The organism is Mesorhizobium sp. M0571 (genome assembly GCF_040320985.1).
In the GTDB taxonomy this organism is placed as follows: Bacteria; Pseudomonadota; Alphaproteobacteria; order Rhizobiales; family Rhizobiaceae; genus Mesorhizobium.
Window position 1 is genome coordinate 24,480 of sequence record NZ_JAMYQT010000024.1, and the last position, 24,602, is coordinate 49,081.

A 24,602-nucleotide genomic window follows, 5' to 3' on the forward strand; every position below is an offset into this window, starting at 1 on the left:
ACGCCTTCCCGGAGAATAACTGAGATAAAGATATAAAGAATTCTTTATGTGGCGTCAATGTCGGCGCGAGAAACAACCGGTCAAAATCGCATCTCCGCGAGCTTTCGTGTGAAGCTGGCCGCCTCATGAGCGTTGACGTCTGCGGCGCGGATCAGATTGTCGAAATGGCTGGTCAGGGTGCGGATTGGCTGGGTGGCGTTCAGCACCAGATACATGTCGCCGACATAAATGGCGGCGCGATAGGGTCCGAAGATGGTGTAGGGGATCGAATAGCGCATCCGCCCGTCATAGAGAAACAGGCGGAAGGTGGGATAAAGGTCGTCGAGCAGCGTCGCCATGTGGAGGAGCTGCTGGTGACGGTCGGCCTCCGGGAAACGGTCCCACACGCCCAGCCCGCGCGCGAAGATCTCCAGCGTATGGCGCGGCATACAGACTTCCATGTCGGTTTCGGGCCGTCGGTTGTAGTCGATGCGGTACTGCGTTTCGCCGGCCTGTGCCTCGCGGCTCTTGTTGGCGATGACGGCTTCGTAGTCGACAAGCGCCTCGGTGCGCAGAAGATCGGGAATGCCGGCCGGCACGTAGCGGATTTTCGTTCCGGCCGCCTCGGCATGCCAGCGAGCCAGCAGCGTGCGGTCGAAGCCGTCCGGCGCCTCCTCGATCTCGAGGCTCTCGCGGATTTCGCCGGTGACGCCTTCGTCCTGGCTGAGACCGAGCAGCCAGTCGAGCGAGACTTTGAATTCGGCGGCGATGTTGAGCAGCGTTTCGGCTCGGGGAAGGCGGGTCGAGGCGCCGGAGAGCAACTGCGACAGCGCCGAACGGTCGATGCCAACCGCTGCGGCGAAGGCCGACTGGTTCAAATCGGACCTTGTCAAGAGCATTTTCAGGCGTTCGCGAAAGATCGTCGACAGGTCGCGCTTGTCCAAATTGCCACTCCACTCGATAGGAGGAAAAATTTGCGCCGAAGCCGTCAATAGTGCCTTGTGGGCGCAAATGAATCCGGAAGCTTGTTCACAATAGATAACATCTGCGGCTGAAAATGCGCAATCGCAACAGTTTGTGCGCTTTATCGCGTTGCAGTAAGGCAACGCTCCTGACACAATGCTGTCAGGAATCAAACGGGTTCCGGCGACTGGAAGGCAGTGGTCGATAGCATGACGAGTACGGGCAATAGGCGACGCGGTGCAGCGGCCATCGAATGGCCGACCGTGGTTCTTGCATTTTTCTGCTACGGCGGCTGGCTCGCCACCGGTTTCCTGCTCTGGCCATCCTACCCGCTGCTGGCGCTCGCCCTTCTGACCCTGATTGCGGCGCTGCAATCCTCGCTGATGCACGAAGTGCTGCACGGCCACCCAACCCGGAATGCGCGGCTCAACGAAGCCTTCGCGTTCTTGCCGATCGGTCTTGTCTGGCCGTTTCGCCGGTTCAAGACCATTCATTTGCGCCACCATGCAGACGAACGGCTGACCGATCCGCTCGACGATCCCGAAAGCTATTACAAGGCGCTCTGGCAGCACGAGGAGCTGCCGTCGGCGATGAAGTTCCTGCTGAAGATCAACAACACGATGCTCGGGCGCTTGGTGCTCGGCCCGTGGCTTTCCTGCATCGGCTTCTTCATCGACGATGCCAAGCAGGTTGCCGCGGGCGACAAGACCATCCGCAAGGCGTGGCTGCTGCACGCGATCGGCCTCGCCGTGGTGTTGCCTGTCGTGCAGTTCGGCTTCGGCATGCCGTTATGGCTCTACATACTGGTGCCGGTATGGCTTGGGCAGTCGCTGATTTCGATCCGCACCTACGCCGAGCACCAATGGTCGGAACATCCGGAAGGCCGCACGATCATCGTCGAGCGCTCGCCGCTATCCTTGCTGTTCCTCAACAACAATTTGCATTTCGTCCATCACAAGAGCCCGACGGTGGCCTGGTACAGGCTGCCGAAGCTGTTTGCCGACCGCCGCGACGAGTGGCTGCGGATGAACAATGGCTACGCCTATCCGAACTATTTCGTGCTGCTCAAGGCCTATGCCTTCAAGGCGAAGGAGCCGATCGTCCATCCCGTGCTGCGGCGTACGCCGGATCTGGGACGCGCGTTCAAGCCGCGCGTCAGGGCGCGCAGCCTCAATGGGCTTGGCAGCGCACCGGTACCTGCCGAGCCGCCGAAGGAATGATTTTTGCGGCATTGCAAGCGGCGCCGCGGAGCGACGCTTTCCTGAACTTGTCAATTTCCCCGCATAACGGTCAAATCTCGGCATGAGCGAATTCATTGCGGCTTTGCCGATGTATGACTGGCCGGAAGCGCGGGACGAGGTCGACGCAGAATGGGCGCGGCTGCGCGATGTTTTCAGACAAAAAGGCATCGATGCGCCGGAGACGATCATCCGCCGCAACGGCGATTTGCCGCCGGTGCCTGGCGGTATCCGCGATGATCAGGGAAAACTCATCGCGCCCGATCCGGCGACATTGCCGCCGGACGTGCTGGATTTTCACCGGCTCTGGCTGCATCCGGCGCTGCTCTTTGCGCAAACCTGCTGGGGACCGATGGAACTCGGCCTGTCGCAGCGTGTCCACCTCGTCGGCCAGCCGCGCTACGACGCATTCGAGGGCGGACAGGGCGAACTCTATTCGAGCGCCATCGTCATGAGGGCGGGTGAGGCACCGCCGGCAAGGTCGCCGGACGACGGCGGCGCCGTCATTCCGCTCGATCTGCTGCGCAGCAAGCATTTCACCTTCAACAGCCTCGATTCCATGTCGGGCATCATCGCGCCAACACGCGACCTGCAAGCATTCGGCGAGAGTTTGGATATCTTTTCCGCGCTGAGCGAAAGCTGTGGGCACCGCGCTTCGATCGTTGCTGTTGCCGAGGGCAGGGCCGACGTCGCGGCGATCGACTGCAAGAGCTGGGCGCTGGCGCAGCGTTTCGAGCCTGCGGCGCAGAAGGTGACGGTCGTCGGCTGGACAAGGCGGCGCAAAGGCTTGCCGTTCATCACCGCCAGGACGACGCCAGAAGCGATCGTCGCCACGATGCGCGAGGCGATCGCGGCGCTGACGTAGATTCGCTCAGCCGCCAAGCAGCCGATTATCGAGCGGGTAGGTCGAAAGCTTCTCGTTGCCGGTCTCGGTGATCAGAATCTGTTCCTCGATCTTGACGCCTTCGTAGCCGCCAAGCCGGCCGATATAGCTCTCGACGCACAGCACCATGCCTGACACGAGCACGCCGTCGGGTGTGTCGTCGGTCCAGTCGCTGGCATGCGGCAATGTCGGGTATTCGTCGGCAAGGCCGACGCCGTGATAGAGCACCCCGTAACGGGCTGGGAAGCAGTCTCCCGGCGGCACTGACGAGCGCTCGACGAGGTCGCGGAACGATACGCCCGGCCGCATCAGCTCTGTGTTATGGGCGATCTGGTCGGCGGCGATGCGGAACAGGCCGCGCTGCTCCTGCGACGGCGGCGCGTCACCGCAAAGCCAGGTGCGCGAAAGGTCGGCGCAGAAGCCGTAAGGACCGATCAGGTCGGTGTCGAAAGCGACGAGATCGCCAGCCTCGATCGTCCGCGAAGAACATTCCTGGAACCATGGATTGGTGCGTGGGCCCGACGACAGGAGCCGGGTTTCGATCCATTCGCCGCCGCGCGCGATGTTGCCGCGATGGAGTTCGGCCCACAATTCGTTCTCAGCGATGCCGGGCCTCAGCGCCTGCTCCATCTCGTCCATCGCCGCCTCGCAAGCGACGATCGCCCGGCGCATGGCAAGGATCTCGTCGGGCGATTTGATCAGCCGCGCATTTTCCATCACCGCCTCGCCATTGCCGGTCGAAATGCCGAGACGGGCGAGCTCTTCGATGCCCTCGGGATTGATGTGATCGACGGCGATACGGCGATTGCCGCCGCCATGTTCCGATACGAGCTCGGCAATGCCGGATGCCCAGCGGCGCACTTTTTGACCGGTCAGCTCGCCGCTATAGAGATATGCCCACGATACAGCCGGCCGCACCTCGTCGACGACGCCGGAATGGTCGGAAAGGTGCTCGCATGAGAAATAGTCGAACAGCACCACCGGGCCATCGGTGGCGACGAAACAATGCCTGGTCGGATTGTGCGCGACCCAGAGCTGCATGTTGGTGGCATCGGTAGCGTAGCGGATGTTGACCGGATCGTAGAGTAGGGCTCCAGCATAGTCGCGGCGCTTCAACCCGGCGCGGATGCGGTCTAGCCGGTATCGGCGCATGGCGGGCAGGTCGGGCGCGGCAATACCCGCCGCTTGCCACTCGGCTTCCGCCAGCGCTCCATAGCCCAGCACATGCTGGTTGAGTTTGGCGGCCTTCAGGCGCGATTTTTTGCGCAGCGCATCGATCGAGCTGTCCGGCTCGAACGGCATGATCTTGCGATGACGGGGCCGATCAGTCGGGTTCTTGTCCACCCTCGGCTCCTCCGCTAGCCTTGGGCGCCGTGGCTCCTCCCACCACCATTCTCTTCAATCTTACATACGCGCCGGGCCGGGCAGATTTGCCGGTGCCACGCAACAGCGGAACCATGATTTGCCGCGGTTGGCCGTCCGGCTCATAGCCGGCCGCTTTGAGCTGGTCCAAAATGACCGGCCTCGGATCGTCACGGTCAAGCCAGACGAGTACGGCCGGCTCCTGCATCAGCGTTTCGAAATTAGGCACTTCCTGGTCAAGCGCGACCAGCTTTTCGTCGACCAGCCGCAGGTTTCCGACCCATGCACCGTCGGATATTGCGGTTTTCACCGGTCCGTCCGCAGTCAGTTGGCGATAGAGAGCCGGGTAATCCACGCGGATCATGCGCGAGAGGCCACTGGTCCCGTTTATCTGGACGTACCAGGTAGCGGGCGCGAGCAGCACGGCGATGATCGCTCCAGCAGCGATCACCAGGAGCTGCGCATTCCTGCCGCGCGGCGCCAGCCGTTCCATAGTGGCGACGATGGCCAGCGGCAACATGAACAGGACCGGCAGCAGCCAGCGGTCCTTGACCACCGTCACGCCGGTGGCCAGTACAAGTATTGCCAGCATGGCCAAACCGAGCGCCAAGGTACGCCACAACAGAATTTCCCTAGCCGGACCTTTCGGGTGCCGCTCGGAGAAACGGAACCCGGCCAGCCCGAAAGCCAGCGCGGAAACGAACACCGGCAAGACCGCGAAATTGAAGGTCCCCATGATAAACTTGCCGGCGCCGACAAAGGCCGCCGCCATGCGCCCTTGTTGCGAGTCTATTCCGAACTTCTCGCCTCTCGACAATAAATCGGCGGGATGCATGAGGCTCCAATAGGTGGTTGGCGCCAGCACCAATATCGCGACCGCTATGCTGATTGCGAACTTCGGATCAAGGATCGCGCTGCGCAATTCGCGCAGCGACAGCATTGCCGCAACAAGGGCCACCACAAGGAAGACATCGTTGTATTTGGCAAGAATTGCCGCCGCCGTGGCCAGGCCAAACGCCGCATAGGCGATCATGCTTCGCCGCTCGAGAAGATAGGCCATGGCGAGCAGGAGCAGCGAGCAGAAGCCGACGACGGCGACGGAATGCGACAAAGCGCGCTGCGATTCCCAGACGACCTGCGGGATCGTAAACAGGCCGAACATGGCCGCCGCGGCTGTCGCCTTGGTGTAGCCGAACCGCCGCATGGCGGCGAACACGCTGCAGGCGGCGAGGAACAGCACGGAGTATTTGACGAGCTTCAGCGTGAAGATACTGGTGCCGAAAACATGCGCGGCCAGCCAATTGATCCAGGTATAGAGGGGTGGTTGCGAGCCGCCATATCCGGCCCAGAGATACGGAACATAGATCAGCTGCTCCGCATCATCGATGCCGACACCGGTTCCCCCCCAAGAGCTCAACAGGGACAGTATGATGGTCTGCAAGGCGAAGTAAGCCGCGACCATGACGATCGCCGCCGGGAAGGGGCCGATCCGCCCCTCGGCAAGCCACTTGGCCCATTTCAGATTGTACTTCAATGAAAATCTCATCGCCCTTGCCGGCATAGTGTTGCCGGCTGCGCTAGCATGAAGAGTATGCTCCGCACAATGCGACCGCGTTGTGTGGGCTTACGTCCGCATCTTCTCGCCACTTGGGTCGAAAGGCGGCTCAACATTGATGCGCGCCGGCCGCCGGTGGCCAAGGATTTCGATCTCGAACAGTCCGGCGCTCTCGTTTTCGGCAAGGGCCGCCGGCACATAGCCTTGCGCCATCGACTTCTCGACGTAATGCGCATAGCCGCCGGAGGTGACCCAGCCGACCACGCGCCAGTCGCCATCGACGATGCCGCGCACGGCGGACGCGCCTTCCGCGGCCTTCGAGCCGCGCACTTCCTTGCCGCCAGCGTCGAAGCGCGGCGCGCCGTAGCCATGCGGCCTTTCCACCGTGCCGTAATCCTTGCCGCCGACCTTGGCCCAGATCGGCTCGTCGCCCATCACGTCGGCGTCCGCTGCATCGACGATGAAAGAGACGCGGCGCAGCTTCGGCCCTGCCGCCTGTTCCTTGGCCGCTGCCTCCCGGCCGATGAAGTCGTTCTTCTCGAGCTTGATGAAGCGGTCCATCGAGCCCTCGAACGGTCCGTAGATCGGACGAAGCTCGCGGAACCAGGTCGGAAAGTTCTTTTCAAGCCGCATCGACAGCAGAGCGCGCATGCCGAAATCGACAAGGCCGAATTCTTCGCCGGCCTCCTTGATCGCCTTGTAGACAAGGCGCTGGTAGGCCGGCGCCATCCAGATCTCATAGCCGAGGTCGCCGGTGTAGGTGATGCGGTTGACCATGCAGGGCGCGCCGCCGACCGCCATTTCGCGGAAATCCATGAAGCGGAAGGCCTTGGTCGAGATATCGACATCGACCAGTTTCTGCAGCAGGTCGCGGGATTTCGGCCCGGCGATGGAGAGGCCGACCAGCGTCTGGTCGAAGCGGTGGATGCGGACCTGCGACCCCCTTGGGCCGTCCTTCGGCAGGTGCTTTTCGAACCAGCGCATATGGTATTTCTGCGCAGCTGACGAGCCCCAGATCATGAAGCGGTCGTCTCCGGCCTTAGCGATGGTGAAGTCGCCGATCAGCCTGCCGAACTCGTTCAGCATCGGAGTCAGCACGATGCGGCCGGTCTTCGGCATGCGGTTGGTCATCAGCCGATTGAGAAAGTCTTCGGCCCCTGGTCCGGAGACTTCATATTTGGCGAAGTTGGCGATCTCGGTGACGCCGACCTTCTCGCGGGTAGCGCGTACCTCCTCGCCGATCGGGCCGAAATCATTGGAGCGGTGGAAGGACACGATGTCCTTCGGCTCGGAGCCTTTCGGCGCGAACCAGAGCGGAGTTTCGAGGCCCCAGCTATCGCCCATGACCGCATTGTTGGCGAGCATTGTGTCGTAAACCGGGGTCGTCTGCGCCGGTCTGGCTGCCGGCAATTCCTCATTGGGAAAGCGGATGGAAAAGCGGCGCGAATAGTTTTCGCGCACCTTGGCGTTGGTATAGCGCAGCGTTGCCCATTCGCCGAAGCGCGCAACGTCCATGCCCCAGACGTCGAAGCCGGGGTCGCCATGGACCATCCAGTTCGACAGCGCCAGGCCGACGCCGCCGCCCTGGCTGAAGCCGGCCATGACGGCACAGGCGCACCAGAAATTGGTCAGGCCCTGCACCGGGCCGACCAGCGGATTGCCGTCCAGCGCGAAGGTGAAGGGGCCGTTGATGATCTGCTTGATGCCGGCCTTTTCGATGCCGGGAAAATGCTTGAAGCCGATCTCGAGCGACGGCGCGATGCGGTCGATGTCGGGCTGCAGCAGCTCGTGGCCGAAATCCCACGGCGTGTTGACCGGCGACCACGGCTTGCAGGCCTTTTCATAGGTGCCGAGCAGGATGCCGTTGCGCTCTTGGCGGGTGTAGATCTCGCCCTTGAAATCCATCACGCCGATCATCTCGCGGCCAGTCGACTTGTTGAATTCCTCGACCTCCGGCATCGGCTCGGTCAGAAGATACATGTGCTCCATCGCCAGCACCGGCAGTTCGACACCGACCATGCGGCCGATCTCGCGCGCCCACAGGCCGCCGCAGTTGACCACATGCTCGGCTTTGACCGTGCCTTGCTCGGTGACGACGTTCCAAGTGCCGTCGACCTCCTGCGTCAGTTCGACGACGCGGTTGCGCAGCACGATCTCGGCGCCGAGTTTCCTGGCGGCCTTGGCATAGGCGTGGGTGGTGCCGGAGGGGTCGAGATGGCCCTCGACTGGATCCCACATCGCGCCGACGAAATTCGTCTCGTCCATCAGCGGGAACATCGCCTTGGCCTCGGACGGCGTGATCAGTTCGGTGTCCATGCCGAGATAGCGGCCCTTGGCGTGGGCGAGCCGCAAGAAGTCCATGCGCTCGCGCGTGTCGGCCATCATGACGCCGCCGGTCAGGTGCAGCGAGCAGGACTGGCCGGAAATCTCCTCGATCTCCTTGTAGAGCTGCACCGTATAGGCCTGCAGCTTGGCGACGTTGGGATCGCCGTTCAGCGTATGGAAGCCCCCTGCCGCATGCCAGGACGAGCCGGAGGTGAGCTCCGAACGCTCGATCAGCATGATGTCGGTCCAGCCGGCCTTGGCCAGATGATAGAGCACCGAGCAGCCGACGACGCCGCCGCCGATAACAACCGCTTTTGCGTGAGATTTCATAAGGATAGGTCCGTTTTTGAAGAGGTTGAATCGAGTGAGCGGGGCGCGAAAACAAAGCGGAGATCGGATACAGCAATGGTTTCGGCCAGCCTGCCATCAAGCGCAGCAAGGATGGTTTCACAGACGACCCCGTCGATCGGGGGAGAGGTGTCGAGCGAAGCTCGACGGAGTGGGGGTCGACTGTTCATCAAACCAATACAGATGATCAAAAATCGGTCGGGGCGCCGCCTTCGGCCCGGCGCTTGTCGACGAAAGCGTTGAGCTCCTCGCGGATCGCCGGGTCCATATAAGGCTCTTCGTAGGACGCCAGCCGTTCCTTCCAGACGCGATTGGCCTTTTCGAGCGCCGTCGGCGACCCGGCCTCCGCCCAACTCTCGAAATTGCGCCAGTCGGAAAGGATTGGCGCGTAGAAGGCTGTCTTGTAGCGGTCCTGCGTGTGCTGGGTGCCGAAGAAATGGCCGCCGGGGCCGACCGACTGGATGGCGTCGAAGCCGAGCGCCTCCTCGGAAAGATCGAGCGGCGTCAGGAACTCGGCGACCATCTGCAACAGGTCTATGTCGAGGATGGTCTTCTCATAGGAGCAGCGCAGGCCGCCTTCGAGCCAGCCGGCCGCATGCATCATAAGATTGCCGCCGCCCTGGATGGCGCCCCATAGCGAGAATACGCTCTCATAGGCCGCCTGCGCGTCGACCGTGTTGGCGGCGCAGGTATTGGAGGTGCGGTAGGGGATGTTGTAGCGGCGGGCAAGCTGGCCGCCGACCAGCTGGGCTTTCATGTATTCCGGTGTGCCGAAGGCCGGTGCGCCGGACTTCATGTCGACATTCGAGGTGAAGCCGCCATAGCCGACAGGCGCGCCCTTGCGCACCATCTGCGCGAAGGCGATGCCGGACAGCGCCTCGGCATTCTGCTGCACCAGCGCGCCGGCAATCGTCACCGGCGCCATGGCCCCGGACAGGGTGAACGGCGTAATGACGACCACCTGGCCCTTGCTCGACATCTGGATGATGCCTTCCATCATCGGCACGTCGAGCTTGAGCGGCGAATTGGTGTTGATGATGGTGAACACCGACGGCTCTGCGAGCAGCTGCTCATGGCTGATGCCGCGTGCGATCCTGGTGATCTCGATACCGTCGACATTGCGCTCCTTGCCGAGCGAATAGATGTGGAACACCTTGTCGGTGAGCACGCTGAGGTCGCGGATGCATTCGAGGTGCCGGACGGACGGATGGATGTCGATCGGCTCGACCGGATAGCCGCCCGTGCAGTTCAGGATGTTGTGCATCTGCGCAAGCTTGAGGAAGTTGCGGTAATCCTGCTGGTTGCCCGGCCGGCGGCCGCGGTCGATGTCGGAACAGTTGGGTGCCGACGCCATCATCGAGATGATCAGATTGTTGCCGCCGAAGCGCACATTGTGCGCCGGGTTGCGGGCGTGGATGGTGAATTCCGGCGGGCAGTGCGCAACCAGTTCGAGGATCATGTCGCTGTCGAAGCGCACCCGCTCGCTGCCGTCGCGGACATCCGCGCCATGCGCCTTCATGATGCGCCGGGCTTCATCGTGCAGCACGTCGACGCCGATTTCCCTCAGCACGCGCAACGAGGCGAGGTGGATCGATTCCAGCTCGTCGTCGGAAACCAGCCGGGTCGGCGTCAGCGGGTTCTTCAGCTGCCGAAACGGCGGCTGCTCGAACGCCGCCGATCCGCCGGCACGCTTTCCCGCGCGGCCGCCGCGACGGGCGCGGTCGTTTGCCAGTGCCGGTTCGGCGGGCTGAAGGGCGGCGGTCATGATAGTCCTCGTACGCTGCGACAATGCGGCGGCATAATGGACTGCCGGCCGTCCGCCCATTGCGGAGGCGGCGACCACTAGGGCGAGGGAAGCGACATGCCCAAACGGCAGCCGGCGGGATCGTCAGGCTCTTGATCTCTTTCCGGCTGGCGCAAGCGGTTTTCGTTGCCGGTGCTTACCGCCACCGAACCGAAACGCTAATTCTGCAGCCCGATATTTGATGTGGATCATGGCCCGGGCGGAACAAAACAGCGGCGAGACGGTGCAGTGGGCGGCGATCACCGGCGTGATCGCGACCGTCTCGGTGTTCGCTATCGCGCAAGGGCTGAGCTATCCGCTGTTGAGCTTCATTCTGCAGCGCCAGGGTGTCTCTCCGGCCATGATCGGCCTGTCGGCGGCGATGACGCCGATCGGCTTCATCGTGTCGTCGCCGCTGGTCCCGGCGCTAGCGCGCCGCTTCGGGGCAGGGCGCACCGCGCTTACTTGCGCGGCACTTTCTGCGCTTGTGCTGGCGCTGATCGGCTGGACGCAAAACGTCTATCTGTGGTTTCCGCTGCGCTTTTTGATCGGCGCGGTCACCAACCCGCTCTACGTGCTGAGTGAGGTCTGGGTGATCGCACTGGCGCCGCCGGCACGCCGCGGCCGTGTCATGGGCATTTATTCGACGATCATTTCAGCAGGCTTTGCGGCGGGGCCGCTATGCCTGCTTGCGGTCGGCACCACGGGATGGCCGCCGTTTCTCGTCGGCATCGCCGCATTCCTGTTTTGCGGCGCCTGCCTGGCTTCGGTGTTGGGACGGCTGCCGAGCGTCGACGAGAGCGGGCATCGGGTTTCGGTGCTGGGGTTCGTTCCGCAGGCGTGGCTGCTGTTGTCGGCGGTCGTTGTGGCCGCCGGTTTCGAACAGGCAGTGCTTGCTTTGCTGCCGGTCTACGGAACGCATTACGGCATTGCGGAAGCGCGCATGTCGGCGCTGCTGTCGGTGATGATCGCCGGCAATATCGCGATGCAGGTGCCGCTCGGTTTGCTGGCGGAACGACTGACGGCGCGCCTGGTGCGGTTCATCTGTGTTTCGGTAACAGTGCTCGGATGCGTGCTGCTGCCGGTTCTTATCGAGACGCCGTTGATATGGCCATGCGTCTTCATCTGGGGTGCGGTTTCCTACGGCATTTACACGATGTCGATCATCGAACTCGGCGAGCGGTTCACCGGCTCGGCACTGGTCGCCGGCAACGCCGCCTTCTCGCTGATGTGGGGCGTCGGCGGCATCGCCGTACCGCCGCTGGCGGGCAGCGCCATGGATGTTCTTGGCGCCGGCGGCCTGCCGATCACGCTTGGCGCCATTTGCCTGGCGCTGGCGATTGTAACCGTCATTCGAAGGCGGATGGTGTGAATGCCAGAAGGTCGCCGTTTCTGACGCAATGACTTGAATATAAGCGGCCCTATGTCGATCTTGGCTATGCCAACGCCTGACTTAACCGGAGACTCCATGACCAAATCGAACACCAAGGGCCAGTTGGAGTTGGCGGCCGAAGATCCCTTTCTCTGGCTCGAGGACAGAAGGGGCAAGCAGGCGCTCGACTGGGTGCATCGCCAGAACGCGATCACGGTCGGGGAACTGCAAGGCGATCCGTCCTATCAGACGTCGTTCGAGACAGCGCTCGACCTGATGACGGCCGAGGACAATATTGCCGTCGGGGCCGCAATCAACGGCCATGTCTATAATTTCTGGCAGGACCGGACGAACGTACTCGGCCTCTGGCGGCGCACCACGGTCGCCTCCTACAAGACCGAGAAGCCGGAATGGCAGACGATCATCGACTTCGACAGTCTGGCGGCGAAAGAGGGGGTGAAATGGGTGTTCAGCGGCGCCAGCCGGCTCTACCCCGACTTCAGCCGCTGCCTGCTCAGCCTGTCGCCGGATGGCGGCGATGCCAGCGAGATGCGCGAATTCGACATCGAAAGCAGGTCCTTCGTCGATGGCGGTTTTCGCGCTCCTGCTTCGAAATCGAGCTTTAGCTGGCTGGACAAGGACACGGTTATCGTTTCCGCCGCCTTCGAGGAGGACGACAAGACCCAGTCCGGCTATCCGCGCGTGGTCAAGCTCTGGCGGCGCGGCACGCCGCTGGAAGCGGCGATGCCGATCTTCGAGGCGCTGAAGCAGGATCTCGCCGCCGGCGGGTCCGTCGAATTCGACGGCGACAAGCGCCACGTCTTCCTGGCCCGGACGCTCGACTTCTTCGCCTCGCACAGTTTTCTGCGGCTGCCTTCCGGCGAGAACAGGCGCATTCCGCTGCCGGACGACGTCACCGATACGGCGCTGTTCAAGGGCCAGTTTGTCTTCGGCGTGCGTACCCCGTGGACGGCGCCGGACGGCACGCTGTGCAAGCCCGACGGGCTCTATTCACTCGACTTTGAGCACTGGATCGAAACCAGTCTATTCGGATCCATCGATACCGTGCTCGAGCCAGCGCATCGCGTCTCGATCGCCGGCATCGCCCGCACGCAGGACCGGCTGTTCATCAATTTGATGGACAATGTGCGCGGCAAGATCGTCGCCGGCGAACGCAGCGACAGTGGCTGGGAGTTCAAGCCCGTTGCGTTGCCCGAAAACGGCAATGTCGGCATCAGCCATGCCGAGCATTTCGGCTCCAGCGTCTCCTTTTCCTTCACCGATTTCCTGACGCCGAGCTCGATCATCTGGTCGGACGACAATGCTGCGACGCTGGCAGCGGTGAAATCGCAGCCGGCGCGTTTCGATGCGTCGTCCCTGGTCTCCGAACAGTTCGAGGCACGTTCGAAGGACGGCACGATGATTCCTTACTTCGTCGTCAGGCGGCGCGACCAGGACGGGCCGGTGCCGACATTGCTTTACGGCTATGGCGGCTTCGAAGTGCCGCTGTTGCCCGGCTATGCCGGCGTGCGCGGCAGGCTGTGGCTGGAAAAGGGCAATGCCTATGTGCAGGCCAGCATCCGCGGTGGCGGCGAGTTCGGCCCGAATTGGCATCAGGCCGCGCTGAAGGCCAATCGCCAGAATGCCTTCGACGATTTCGCCGCGGTTGCGCAAGATCTGGTGAAACGCGGCATCGCCACGCCGGCCACGCTGGGCATTCAGGGCGGCTCGAACGGTGGTCTGCTGACTGGCGTCTCGTTGACGCAGCGCCCGGAACTGTTCGGCGCGGTGATCATCGACGTGCCGCTGCTCGACATGCTGCGCTACACCGAGCTGCCGCCCGGCGCATCCTGGATGGCCGAGTATGGCGATCCGGCGAAGCCGGAAGAGGCCGCCTGGCTCGCCGCCTATTCGCCCTATCAGCATGTAGACACCGATACAGCCTATCCGCCGGTGCTGCTGACGACATCGACCGCCGACGATCGCGTCCATCCCGGCCATGCCCGCAAGATGGCGGCGCGGCTGCAGGCGACCGACCATGGCAAGACGCTGTTCTTCGAAGAGACCGACGGCGGCCATGGCGGGCGCGGCGATCGGCGGCCGCAGGCGGCACAGGCGGCGATGAAGTACGTCTTCCTGCAGCGCGCGCTGAACGGCATCGCTTGACCGGCACGGCTTGAACTGAGGGCTCGAGGCAGCCTAAGGTGCAGTCCATGGCTCGGCTGGCGAAATCGGGTTGCGCATTTGGGGTCGCGGTGACGCCGTCGCCGCGCACGCTTCGCGCCGAGCTGTTGCGGCTGTGCGCCCGCATCGGCTATTCGCCGCCCGCCTTCCTCTGACGAATCCGCCCCGGCGCGAAAGCTGCCGGATTGGTTCAAGAGGAAAGATCAGACATGACCTACCAGAATTATTCGCTGAAGCAGCTTCAGCAGATCGATGCCGCGCATCACCTTCATCCGTTCACCGACCACAAGGAGATGCGCGAGACCGGCTCGCGCATCATCACCCACGCCAACGGGCCGTTCATCTACGATTCCGAAGGCACGGAAATCCTCGACGGCATGGCCGGGCTGTGGTGCGTGAATATCGGTTACGGCCGCGACGAGCTGGCCGACGCCGCGTATGCCCAGATGAAGGAATTGCCCTACTACAACTCCTTCTTCAAATGCTCGACCCCGACGCCGGTGCTGCTCGCCAAGAAGCTGGCGGAGATCGCGCCGAAGCACATCAACCAGGTGTTCTACGGCTCGTCCGGCTCGGAGGCCAACGACACGGCGCTGCGTCTTGTCCGTCATTACTGGGTGCTGGAAGGCCAGCCCGAGAAGAACCGCATCATCTCGCGCAAGATGGGCTATCACGGCTCGACCGTCGCCGGCGCTTCGCTCGGCGGCATGGATCTGATGCACAAGCAGCTCGGCGGCGCCGTGCCCAACATCGTCCATGTGATGATGCCCTATGCCTATGAGCTGGCACTGCCCGGCGAAAGCGACCATGATTTCGGCCTGCGCGCGGCAAAGGCGGTCGAGGACGCCATCCTCGAAGCCGGTGCCGACAAGGTGGCCGCCTTCATTGGCGAGCCGGTGATGGGGGCAGGCGGCGTGAAGATCCCGCCGATGAGCTATTGGCCCGAGGTGCAGCGCATCTGCCGCAAATACGATGTCCTGCTGATGCTGGATGAGGTCATCACCGGCTATGGCCGCACCGGCGAATGGTTCGCGGCACAGGCGTTCGACGTCGAGCCCGACACCATAACCACGGCCAAGGCGCTGACCTCCGGCTACCAGCCGCTGTCGGCGCTGCTGGTCGGCGACCGCATCGCGTCAACCCTGGTCGAGAAGGGCGGCGAGTTCTATCACGGCTACACCTACGCTGGGCACCCGGTGGCCTGCGCGGTGGCGCTGAAGAACCTTGAGATCATCGAGCGGGAAGGCCTGGTCGAGCGCGTCAGGAACGACACCGGGCCGTACTTCGCCAGGGCGCTTCAGGAACGTCTCGGTGGGCACGATCTGGTTGGCGAGGTGCGTTCGTTCGGGCTGATGGGGGCGATCGAGATCGTCAAGGACAAGGCAACCAAGGAGCGCTTCCTGCCGGCCGGCAGTGCGGCGGTGATCGTTCGCGATCACGCGATTGCCCAGGGCATGATGCTGCGCGCCACCGGCGACACGATGATCCTGTCGCCGCCGCTGATCTGGACGCGCGAGATAATCGACATGGCCTGCGACCGCATCGCCAAGGCGCTTGATCTGGCGCAAGCGGATTTGCGCAAGCGGTAAGATAAAACGATCGCCGGGCGTCCTGCAGTCGGGCGCCCGGCGATTGGATGCCGCATTCTGCCGAAGAGCTCGCCAGGCGTCCTAGGAGTACCAGCCGGAGGAGCTGCTCACGAAGGGTCGCCACGAGGCGATCACTGGGTCGAACGTCCGTGCAGGGAAGCGAGTGGCGCGACTGAATTTGCCACAGCTGCGCACCTTGCCGATGTCGATTCCGGCCGCGACGCGCAGTATTTACCTTAATGTGGGAGAAGTAGAGAGACATTGGCACGAGGTGCGAAAAAGCAACGCCAATACAGCTGATTAGTTACGACGTAGGTATTCTCGCAGATATGGTATTGGCCGTCAGGGGACTCCTGTACACGGTCCCGTGGGATGGTGAAATTATGCGGCAAATAAGTGTAACCACCGTCTATCCTGGACCGCACCGAAGACTGAGGTATGGCGCGGCAATCAGAACCACCGCAACACTTCAATTTCGTCTGTGGGTCAATCTTGTCTTCGTACCAATCATGGGCGCTGGCGGCTGTTGCGCCGGCGATACACATTGCCGTGAAGATGAACCTTCGCATGCATTCCTCAAGGATTTGGCAGGCGCTGCTCGTTGGAACGTCCATGTATATTAGCGTTCCGTTAAAAACGCCATTGGCCTCCGACTGGCTAACGCAGTTCCAGCCAGCGACGCTCGCAACTGAAAGACCGCATTGGATGGGGTGCTCGATGCTCTATCGTCGTAGAGCAAGGTCGGAAAAGGGGCCGAAACGCGCCCTACTAGGCACTGCCGTTCCAGCTTTGGCGCACTAAGCCTGCCCTCACTCTCCCGGCCGGCAAACCTCGTCCCTGTCGAGCGTGGCAAGACGCGCCAGGGCGATCGCCTCATTGTCCTTGAAGAATGCGAAACGCAAAAACCGCGCTCCATCGGAACGCGGCTTTGCCAGATACGCATGGCGCTTCGCCAACAATACACTTGCGAAACTTACGGCGAAACTTAAGGGCTCCGGTACGCGAGACCTGATCCGGAGCGCCGGGCGGGTGTCCGCCTCGCCATCCGTTTTAAACGCACATCGTTACTGCAGGGTTAGCAAGAGCTTAAGCAAACCTAAATTTGTCGACTTTCCGCTTTGGGCAGATCGAAAACTACGAAATTGGAGCTTACGCCGGGTCACCACGGAGGAAATTGATGATGCCGGAAAAATCCGCACCAGCATTGCCTTGTGCGTTAAACAGCGCATAGAGCTGGGCTGCCTCGGCGCCGAGCGGCGTTACCGCACCGGCGCTCTGCGCGGCCTCCTGCGACAGTTTCAGGTCCTTCAGCATCAGTGCCGCTGCGAACCCAGGCTTATAGCCATTGTTGGCGGGCGATGTCGGCACAGGGCCGGGCACCGGGCAGTAGGTGGTCAGCGACCAGCACTGGCCGGACGACGTCGAGGCGACGTCGAACAGCGCCTGGTGCGACAGGCCGAGCTTTTCCGCCAGCACGAAGGCCTCGGCAACGCCGATCATCGAAATGCCCAAAATCATGTTGTTGCAGATCTTCGCCGCCTGTCCGGCGCCGTCGTCGCCGCAATGAACGATGCGGCCGGCCATCGGCTTGAGGATTGGTTCGGCCTTGGCGAAGGCGCCCTTCGAACCGCCGGCCATGAAGGTCAGCGTGCCGGCCGCCGCACCGCCGGTGCCGCCGGAGACCGGCGCGTCGATCGTCAGCAACCCGTGCTTGGCGGCGATGGCATGGGCTTTTCGGGCCGACTCGACATCGATGGTCGAGGAATCGATGAACAGCGCGCCTTTTTTCGCCTTGGGCGCGATGTCGGCGTAAACCGACAGAACATGCTTGCCGGCCGGCAACATGGTGATGACCGCATCGGCATCCTTCACCGCCGCAACGGCATTGGCCATGATGACGACGCCGTGCTCCCTGGCGATGACGAGGTTCTCCGGCACCAGGTCGAAGCCGTGCACGGCATATCCGGCCTTGACCAGGTTGGCGGCCATCGGATTTCCCATATTGCCGAGGCCGATGAAGGCGATGGTGGTCATCGTTTTCTCCCGGTGTTTGCTGGCCTCAGCGGCCGATCAGGGCGCGAGCGATGATGACGCGCATGATCTCGTTGGTGCCTTCGAGGATCTGGTGGACGCGCAGGTCCCGCACCAGCTTCTCGATGCCGTAATCGTGCAGGTAACCATAGCCGCCGTGCAGCTGCAGGGCATCGTTGGCGACGTTGAAGCCGGTGTCGGTGACGAAGCGCTTCGCCATCGCCGACCATTTTCCGGCATCCGGCGCCTTGCGGTCGAGCTTCGAGGCGGCGGTGTAGAGGAATATGCGCGCTGCCTGCAGTTCGGTCTCCATGTCGGCGAGCTTGAACTGCAGCGCCTGGAACTGATTGATCTTCGACCCGAAAGCCTTGCGCTCGGCCGTGTAGGCGAGCGCCTTGTCGAGCGCCGATTGCGCGCCGCCGAGCGAACAGGCGGCGATGTTCAACCGGCCGCCGTCGAGCCCGGCCATGGCGATGCCGAAGCCGGCGCCTTCGGCTGACAAAAGGTTTTCGGCCGGCACCTTGCAATCGTCGAAGACGACCTGGCGGGTCGACTGCATGTGCCAGCCCATCTTGTGCTCGTTGGCGCCGAAAGAAAGGCCGGGCGCATCGTTCGGCACGACGAAGGTGGAAATGCCCTTCGGCCCGTCGGCGCCGGTGCGCGCCATGACGACATAAAGGTCGCTGTCGCCGGCACCGGAGATAAACTGCTTGGCGCCGTTCAGCACATAATCGCCGCCGGTCCTTGTCGCGCGCGTCTTCAGCGCCGCCGCATCCGAGCCCGAGCCCGGCTCGGTCAGGCAGTAGCTTGCCAGCCATTCCATTGAGGTCAGTTTGGGCAGGAAGCGCCGGCGCTGTTCGTCGCTGCCGAAGCGGTCGATCATCGATGCCACCATGTTGTGGATCGAGATGAAGGCGGAAAACGCCGGATCGGCACGCGAAAGCGCCTCGAAGATCAGCACGGCGTCGAGCCGGCCGAGCCCCGAGCCGCCGACATCGTCGCGGACATAGATGCCGCCAAGACCGAGCGGACCTGTCTCGCGGATCACGTCGGCCGGGAAATGCTTGTTGCGGTCCCAGTCGAGTGCGTTGGGGGCGACGCGGTCGGCGGCGAAGGCCTTGGCCATCTCCTGGATGGCGCGCTGGTCCTCGTTGAGTTCGAACTGGCTGGTGCTCGCATCGACAGCGGCGTCCATGGCGTGCTCCCTGATGTTTCCGGCCTGCTGGCCTGTCGTTTTTGGCTTTGCGCGCCGTTCAATCTAGACCAATGATGCCGCCGCGCAACCCGACCGTCTGCGCAGCCGCTGTGCGCGAATGCGCTTTGGAGAAAAGTGTGACGACAAATTTCGACGAACTGCTTGGACGCTTCCATGCCTATCTCCAAACGTTTGATGATGCGCTGGTGCGCGACGCCGTGGCCCGGATCGGCTGGGATATGCCGGGCCGGCCGCTCGAACCGCATGCACTGCCTTGTCTCGTCCAGCTCGACCGTATCGTCGAACTCGCTCCCGCTGCCGCCAAGCCGCTGGCGCGGCTGGTTGCGGAGCGTCGTGGCGATCTGCGCTGGGGCCAGACCTACGGCGAAGCGGATTTCGGCAAGGTTTTCATGGAGAATTACGGCTGGCTGGAGGTGTTCGGCACGCGCGGCCATTTCGTCAACGACCAGGTTGCGGCCGGCCTGCTGATCCTTGGGCCTGACATCGTCTACCCCGATCACCACCATGTCGCCGAGGAGATCTACATTCCGCTGACCGGCGGCACCGAATGGCGCATAGGCGATGGCGGTTTTCGCCTTCGAGCGGCGGGCGAGGTGATCCACCATGCCCCTGATATCAGCCACGCCATGCGCACCGGCAAAGAGCCGCTGCTGGCGCTCTATCTGTGGCGCGGCGGGCCGCTGGCAGCCAAGTCGACGATCACCGGAACGGTTGCGCAGGGCAGGGGCTGATGGCCAAAGCGATCATGCTGCAAGGCACGGGTTCGGACGTCGGCAAGACGGTGCTCGTTGCCGGCCTCTGCCGCGCGGCAAAGAAGCGCGGGCTGAAGGTGCGGCCTTTCAAGCCGCAGAACATGTCGAACAACGCCGCCGTTGCCGACATTCCCGGCGATTCAGGCGGTGGCGAGATCGGTCGCGCCCAATGGCTGCAGGCGATCGCCTGCGGCGTGGCGCCGACCGTCCACATGAACCCGGTTCTGCTGAAACCGCAGACCGATGTCGGCGCCCAGGTGGTGGTGCAGGGCAAGGTGTTCGGCGAGGCGCGGGCACGCGACTACCAGGCGCTGAAGGGCCGGTTGATGGATGCCGTGCTGGAGTCCTGGGCGAAGGTCGGCGAGGGCGCCGATCTGGTCATTGTCGAGGGCGCCGGCTCGCCGGCCGAGATCAATCTCAGGAGCCGCGACATTGCCAATATGGGCTTTGCGACGCGCGCCAACGTGCCGGTGATCCTGGTCGGCGACATCGATCGCGGCGGCGTCATCGCCTCGGTCGCCGGCACCCATCTGATCCTGCCGGATGAGGACCGGCGCATGATCGCCGGCTATCTCATCAACAAGTTCCGCGGCGACGTCTCGCTGTTCGACGACGGCATCAAGGCGATCGAAAAATTTACCGGCTGGCGCTGTTTTGGCGTCGTGCCGTGGTTGAAGGCGGCGGCGCGCCTGCCGTCGGAAGATTCCGTCGTCCTCGAACGATTGGCGTCCGGCGAGAAGCGCGCGCTGAAGGTCGCCGTGCCGGTGCTCTCGCGCATCGCCAATTTCGACGACCTCGACCCGCTCAAGGCCGAACCGCAGGTCGAGGTGGTGTTCGTGCCGCCTGGCCAACGCTTGCCGCAGGATGCAGGTCTGGTGGTCATTCCCGGCTCCAAGTCGACGATCGGCGACCTCCTGAAATTCCGCGAGAACGGCTGGGATCGCGACCTTGCCGCGCATAGGAAACGAGGTGGCCATATTGTCGGCATCTGCGGCGGCTTCCAGATGCTCGGCCATATAGTGCGCGATCCCGACGGCATTGAGGGCAGCGTTACCGAGACACAGGGCCTCGGCCTGCTCGACGTCGAAACGGTGATGGAGCCGGAAAAGACGGTGCGCAATGTCAGTGCGCGCTCGGTGCCGTTCGCCCTGCCGCTCGAGGGCTACGAGATCCATCTCGGCCGCACCACCGGTCCGGACACGCTGCGGCCATCCGCAATCATCAACGGTGCCGACGATGGCGCCATCTCCGCCGACGGCAAGGTATCAGGCACCTATATGCACGGGCTGTTTTCCGCCGACGCCTTCCGGGCGAAATTCCTGGAAAGCCTCGGCGTCAACGGCGGCGGCATCGACTACCGCGCCGAGGTCGAACGGGCACTGGACGAGATCGCAGCCGAACTGGAAACCCACCTCGACTGCGACGCGATTTTTGGGCAGGCGCGCTAGCTGGCGGGTTCGTCAGCCTTCGGCCAGTAGGTGCCGAGCGACCAGACATTGCCTTCCGGATCGCGGCAGATGAACTCGCGGCTGCCATAATCGCGGTCGGTGAGTTCTTCCAGAATCTCGGCGCCGGCCGCTTTTGCCCGAGCGTATGCCGCGTCGGCGTCAGCGACGGCAACATAGATCGACTTGCCGCCGCCCGAGCCGGGCGCGCCGACCATTTTGCCGTAGGCGTCATCGCGCACCGTGCCGAGCATGATGATCGAGGAGCCGAATGCGAGTTCGGCGTGGTGCACCACGTCGCCTTCGCCATAGCGGGCGCGGATGCTGAAGCCGAAGGCCCCGCACAGCCAATCGATCATCTTGCCGGCATTTCTGTAGCGCAGCGCCGGATAAAGCCGCGGCGGTTCGGTGGTGTTCGGCATGGCTGATCTCCTTTAGTGGGTTGGTTAATCAACCCAGTCTGGGCGAAGGCCGGCCGCGCGTCTTGAAGAAATGTTACCTCGCGGCAAGCGCTGTCGGCGCGACGCCTGCCAGGTCGCGAAACTCGCGCACCAGATGCGCCTGGTCGGCATAGCCGCAGTCGGCGGCGATGTCGGCCCAATCGCTGTTGGCCTGCCTCGACAGGCCAAGCGCATGGTTGAAGCGGACAATTCGCGACAGCGTTTTTGGGCCGGTTCCGATCGCATCCGAAAATTTTCCGGCAAGATGCTTGCGGCTCCAGCCAAGTTTTTCGGCCAGTGTCGAGATGCGGGTCCGGCCGCCCGTCGTGACGATCGTCTCATAGGCCCAGGCTATTTCGGCTTGAGTGCGGTCCGCGGTTGCCAACCGGTCCGCGACGAAGGCCTCGGCGATGGCAAAGCGTGTGCTCCAATCCGGCGCATTGCCAAGCCTTTCGCGAAGCGCGATGCCTTCAACGCCAAGCACATCGTCCAGGCCGACCATGCGGTCGGTCAGCTCGCTCATCGGCCGGCCGAAGAGCCGACGCGCGCCCAGCGGCGTGAAATTGACCTGCACACAGCAGGCGCCGCCGAAGGATTCGATCACCACCGGCCCGGCATAAAGGCCGGCGGCAAAACTGGCGAAGCGGTCGTTGTCGCCCGGGTCCTTGCCGAGTCCGATGGCAAAGGGTTCGGCAAAGCTGATGACCAGCGGCACGGTCAGGGAGGCATATTCGACGGCGCGGAAATGGCCTGGCATGGTTTCGCGAAAGCCGCATATGTCGGTGACGGCGCCCTGAAGCCGATGGCTGGGCGCGCGCCGCACCATCTCGAAGCGATCGAGGCCTGGCTCGAACCGATCGAGGCCTGGACTGTCGTGGCGGCTGCCGTCGTCGCTGTCGGCGGGCATGCGCTTTCCTTCCGCCAGGCGACTTTAACAGACCATCCTTCAGAATCAAAAGCGCCCGGCTTTTGGCCGGGCGCTCCGAGTTGCCTGAGATTCTGAGTTCTCTGGTTGTGTTTAAGCGCCGCGCATCAGACAGCCGGCGGCCAGCACGATGTAGGCGATGACGACAATCCACACGGCAGCCAAAGGGATGAACGCAAGAACGCCAAGCGCGGCGAGAACGCCGATGATGGCGATAACAAGGGATATGATGAAAATAAGCTGGGTAGGCGCACTGAGATTCATGTTCGGTCCCTCCTCAACATGATTCGTACAGCGACATACTATCAGGCGCGTGGTCACACACCAATGAGCACACGCAGCGGGTCGCCGGATTGGCCAGCAGTTTTCCGGCGAGAAAATATGGCGGGTTCCACCACGCGCACCCCGTTTGCGCCAGGCCGATTCCGCGCTACCTATCTCCGGACGAATCGGAGGGGACGCTGATGGCGATGGGATTGCTGGACCAGATACGCTCGATCTTCGACGGCGACCCCGGCGTGCGCAAGGTGGCGGACGATCCGGTGCTGTCGGCGGAGTTGCTGATGCTGTTCCGCATGATCCTGGCCGACGGTTCGGTCAGCGAAAGCGAGATGACCGCCTTCAGGCGTATCTGCCGTGAAGCTTTCGGCATTCCCGAAACCAGCATCGACAGCGTCATCGAATACCTCAACGAGTTCGGCTACGAGACCAACGGCTCGCAGGCCATTGCGCAGTTCCGCGACCTCGACGTCGAGCGGCGCAAGCTGCTCGCCCGCCACATGGCGGAAATCGCCAAGGCCGACTCGCAGCTTGCCGGGAACGAGATGCGGCTTCTTCGCCGCACGCTCGACCTGCTCGACATCAGCCCGGTCGATTTGGTCAAGCCACAAGACTGAGACATCGTGTGCTAACGATTTGCTGACGCCGACAGCTATCTGGGACGACTGCGGGAGCTGATCGGCGATCGTCTGGTGCTGATGCCCGATGCGCGGATCGCCATCGAGGGCGCCGATGGTCGCATCCTGCTGCAGAAACGGACCGATTTTGGTGTTTGGGGTCTGCCGAGCGGCAATGCTGAGGAAGGGGAGAACCTGGAAACGGTGGTAAGCCGGGAGGTAGCCGAGGAAACCGGGCTGATCGTCAGCGGCATCGAGCCGTTCGGGTTTGGCTGCGACCCGCAATATGAAACATTCCTGTTTCCGAATGGTGATCGAGCCCAGTTCTTCGCGCTGATCTTGCATACGCGCTCCTTTGAAGGCGAGCCGGCCGTTATCGATAACGAGAGCAGCGCCGTCGGCTGGTTTGCGGTCGACGGCTTGCCCGAAATGCTGCCCAATATGGCGCGCAGCATCGACGCCTATCTCCGGTTCAAGGCCACCGGGCAATTCCAGATGATCTGAGGGGCCTCAAACCTGTTCCTGCACCGCCGTACAATCGCGCGGTGCAGGTCTGGGGCGCTAGGCAAGCCCGAATGCTAGGACCAGGAAGCCCATTGCACCGAACCCGGCGTGGATAACGATCCCGGCCCATGTGCTGCGACGCCGCTGGACAATGTAGGGCAGGAGCAACGTGATCGGCACAAGGGTCAACAGGACTTGCCAAGGGAAGGCAGCGTGGAACAACAACCACAGGGTCCCATTGACCAGCCAAGCCCGCCTCCCGAAGGCAACCTCTTGCCGCGGCAGTGCGACACCCCGCCAGACAAACTCTTCCCCAACGATGTTCAGCACAAAAAACGGCAGCCACGCGCCGAGAATCCAGTACCGGCCGGGACCTAGCGGCTCGAAAGCCATGAACGAGGGATGAATATTCTTCCCGTCTTGCAGCATCCGGAGCGCGGTGCCGATGCCGCCGGTCAGCGCGCTGACAGCCGCCAGCCCGCCAACAGCCCAGAGCCAGTCGCCGCCATTCATCGGGCGAAGCCACAGCCGCGCGCCCAACGAACCCAGCCTTCCTGGACGCCGTTCTCGATACAACAGCAGGGCAGCCGTGAGGAGCAGGGGGCCAAAAAGGATGATGCTTGCGGCCAAGAACCACATCACCACAGTCTCAGCCCCGGTGGCGGAGACGAACGCTGGGACTGCTACCCGCGTTGTCAGGAACAGCAGCAGAGCACCCGCCCCGAACAGCGCAGCAGAGCCGCCCAGGCCCAGCGGCGGAACCCGATTGGGCTCGGGCCCTTCGCACCTTTCAAAACTGTTGGCTGTCAATG

At 63.0% G+C, this 24,602-nt stretch carries 21 protein-coding genes; 10 read left to right on the forward strand and 11 right to left on the reverse strand.

The genetic code is table 11. The features are described from left to right. Window positions 1-80: 80 nt before the first annotated feature. Window positions 81-923 (reverse strand): helix-turn-helix domain-containing protein, encoded by an 843-nt coding sequence (locus NKI85_RS24770; RefSeq protein ID WP_352528189.1) that lies wholly within the window; start codon window positions 921-923, stop codon window positions 81-83. A gap of 228 nt (window positions 924-1,151) precedes the next feature. On the opposite strand from NKI85_RS24770, the gene NKI85_RS24775 reads away from it, so the two are divergent. Then, complete coding sequence (locus NKI85_RS24775) at window positions 1,152-2,162, forward strand: fatty acid desaturase (protein WP_352778487.1); 1,011 nt, start codon at window positions 1,152-1,154, stop codon at window positions 2,160-2,162. 82 nt (window positions 2,163-2,244) lie between these two features. Then, complete coding sequence (locus NKI85_RS24780; RefSeq protein WP_352528193.1) at window positions 2,245-3,045, forward strand: phosphate/phosphite/phosphonate ABC transporter substrate-binding protein; 801 nt, start codon at window positions 2,245-2,247, stop codon at window positions 3,043-3,045. A gap of 6 nt (window positions 3,046-3,051) precedes the next feature. On the opposite strand, the gene NKI85_RS24785 is transcribed toward NKI85_RS24780, so the two are convergent. The 4 genes from NKI85_RS24785 to NKI85_RS24800 form a co-directional block, all read right to left on the reverse strand. Further along, window positions 3,052-4,365, reverse strand: coding sequence for a M24 family metallopeptidase (locus tag NKI85_RS24785; RefSeq protein WP_352778582.1), 1,314 nt, complete (start codon window positions 4,363-4,365; stop codon window positions 3,052-3,054). A gap of 22 nt (window positions 4,366-4,387) precedes the next feature. Continuing rightward, window positions 4,388-5,971, reverse strand: a complete 1,584-nt coding sequence (locus NKI85_RS24790; protein ID WP_352778490.1) for an ArnT family glycosyltransferase — start codon at window positions 5,969-5,971, stop codon at window positions 4,388-4,390. A gap of 78 nt (window positions 5,972-6,049) precedes the next feature. Beyond that, complete coding sequence (locus tag NKI85_RS24795; protein WP_352778492.1) at window positions 6,050-8,635, reverse strand: GcvT family protein; 2,586 nt, start codon at window positions 8,633-8,635, stop codon at window positions 6,050-6,052. A 205-nt stretch (window positions 8,636-8,840) separates the two neighbouring features. Beyond that, entirely contained in the window at window positions 8,841-10,418 is a 1,578-nt protein-coding gene (locus tag NKI85_RS24800) for a trimethylamine methyltransferase family protein (RefSeq protein ID WP_352528199.1), read from the reverse strand. A 229-nt stretch (window positions 10,419-10,647) separates the two neighbouring features. Here NKI85_RS24800 and NKI85_RS24805 point away from each other — a divergent pair, with 229 nt between their 5' ends. The 4 genes from NKI85_RS24805 (at window position 10,648) to NKI85_RS24820 (ending at window position 15,581) form a co-directional block, all read left to right on the forward strand. Next, window positions 10,648-11,808: an MFS transporter gene (locus NKI85_RS24805; protein WP_352778494.1), complete on the forward strand. Its 1,161-nt coding sequence runs from the start codon at window positions 10,648-10,650 to the stop codon at window positions 11,806-11,808. A gap of 96 nt (window positions 11,809-11,904) precedes the next feature. Continuing rightward, complete coding sequence (locus NKI85_RS24810) at window positions 11,905-13,974, forward strand: prolyl oligopeptidase family serine peptidase (protein ID WP_352778496.1); 2,070 nt, start codon at window positions 11,905-11,907, stop codon at window positions 13,972-13,974. Between the two features lie 47 nt (window positions 13,975-14,021). Then, the gene (locus NKI85_RS24815) at window positions 14,022-14,147 is read left to right on the forward strand and encodes a capsid protein (RefSeq protein ID WP_352778497.1); all 126 of its coding nucleotides are present in this window, start codon (window positions 14,022-14,024) and stop codon (window positions 14,145-14,147) included. 54 nt (window positions 14,148-14,201) lie between these two features. Beyond that, window positions 14,202-15,581, forward strand: coding sequence for an aspartate aminotransferase family protein (locus NKI85_RS24820; protein ID WP_352778499.1), 1,380 nt, complete (start codon window positions 14,202-14,204; stop codon window positions 15,579-15,581). A gap of 1,149 nt (window positions 15,582-16,730) precedes the next feature. Here the strand turns inward: NKI85_RS24820 and mmsB are convergent. Both mmsB and NKI85_RS24830 read right to left on the reverse strand, forming a co-directional pair. Beyond that, complete coding sequence (gene mmsB, locus NKI85_RS24825; protein WP_352778502.1) at window positions 16,731-17,615, reverse strand: 3-hydroxyisobutyrate dehydrogenase; 885 nt, start codon at window positions 17,613-17,615, stop codon at window positions 16,731-16,733. A gap of 25 nt (window positions 17,616-17,640) precedes the next feature. Beyond that, window positions 17,641-18,807 carry an isobutyryl-CoA dehydrogenase gene (locus tag NKI85_RS24830; RefSeq protein ID WP_352778504.1) on the reverse strand — a complete coding sequence of 389 codons (1,167 nt, stop codon included), beginning with the start codon at window positions 18,805-18,807 and terminating at the stop codon, window positions 17,641-17,643. Window positions 18,808-18,944: 137 nt separating this feature from the next. On the opposite strand from NKI85_RS24830, the gene NKI85_RS24835 reads away from it, so the two are divergent. Next, a complete protein-coding gene (locus tag NKI85_RS24835; RefSeq protein WP_352778506.1) occupies window positions 18,945-19,559 on the forward strand; it encodes a dimethylsulfonioproprionate lyase family protein in 615 nt (204 codons plus the stop codon). After that, entirely contained in the window at window positions 19,559-21,028 is a 1,470-nt protein-coding gene (locus NKI85_RS24840) for a cobyric acid synthase (protein ID WP_352778509.1), read from the forward strand. Before NKI85_RS24835 ends, NKI85_RS24840 begins: the two co-directional genes overlap by 1 nt. Here the strand turns inward: NKI85_RS24840 and NKI85_RS24845 are convergent. From NKI85_RS24845 to NKI85_RS24855, 3 genes are all read right to left on the reverse strand, one after another. Further along, window positions 21,025-21,447, reverse strand: a complete 423-nt coding sequence (locus tag NKI85_RS24845; RefSeq protein WP_352778511.1) for a VOC family protein — start codon at window positions 21,445-21,447, stop codon at window positions 21,025-21,027. The two genes, NKI85_RS24840 and NKI85_RS24845, sit on opposite strands and share 4 nt — an antisense overlap. 73 nt (window positions 21,448-21,520) lie before the next feature. After that, window positions 21,521-22,291 (reverse strand): helix-turn-helix domain-containing protein, encoded by a 771-nt coding sequence (locus NKI85_RS24850; protein ID WP_352778584.1) that lies wholly within the window; start codon window positions 22,289-22,291, stop codon window positions 21,521-21,523. 192 nt (window positions 22,292-22,483) lie between these two features. Next, a complete protein-coding gene (locus tag NKI85_RS24855; protein ID WP_352451984.1) occupies window positions 22,484-22,654 on the reverse strand; it encodes a hypothetical protein in 171 nt (56 codons plus the stop codon). A gap of 200 nt (window positions 22,655-22,854) precedes the next feature. On the opposite strand from NKI85_RS24855, the gene NKI85_RS24860 reads away from it, so the two are divergent. Both NKI85_RS24860 and NKI85_RS24865 read left to right on the forward strand, forming a co-directional pair. After that, window positions 22,855-23,286: a TerB family tellurite resistance protein gene (locus NKI85_RS24860; RefSeq protein ID WP_352778513.1), complete on the forward strand. Its 432-nt coding sequence runs from the start codon at window positions 22,855-22,857 to the stop codon at window positions 23,284-23,286. 81 nt (window positions 23,287-23,367) lie between these two features. Then, entirely contained in the window at window positions 23,368-23,790 is a 423-nt protein-coding gene (locus NKI85_RS24865; RefSeq protein ID WP_352778586.1) for an NUDIX domain-containing protein, read from the forward strand. A 57-nt stretch (window positions 23,791-23,847) separates the two neighbouring features. Here NKI85_RS24865 and NKI85_RS24870 read toward each other — a convergent pair whose 3' ends face one another. Then, window positions 23,848-24,600, reverse strand: coding sequence for a CPBP family intramembrane glutamic endopeptidase (locus NKI85_RS24870; RefSeq protein ID WP_352778515.1), 753 nt, complete (start codon window positions 24,598-24,600; stop codon window positions 23,848-23,850). Between the last annotated feature and the right edge of the window lie 2 nt (window positions 24,601-24,602).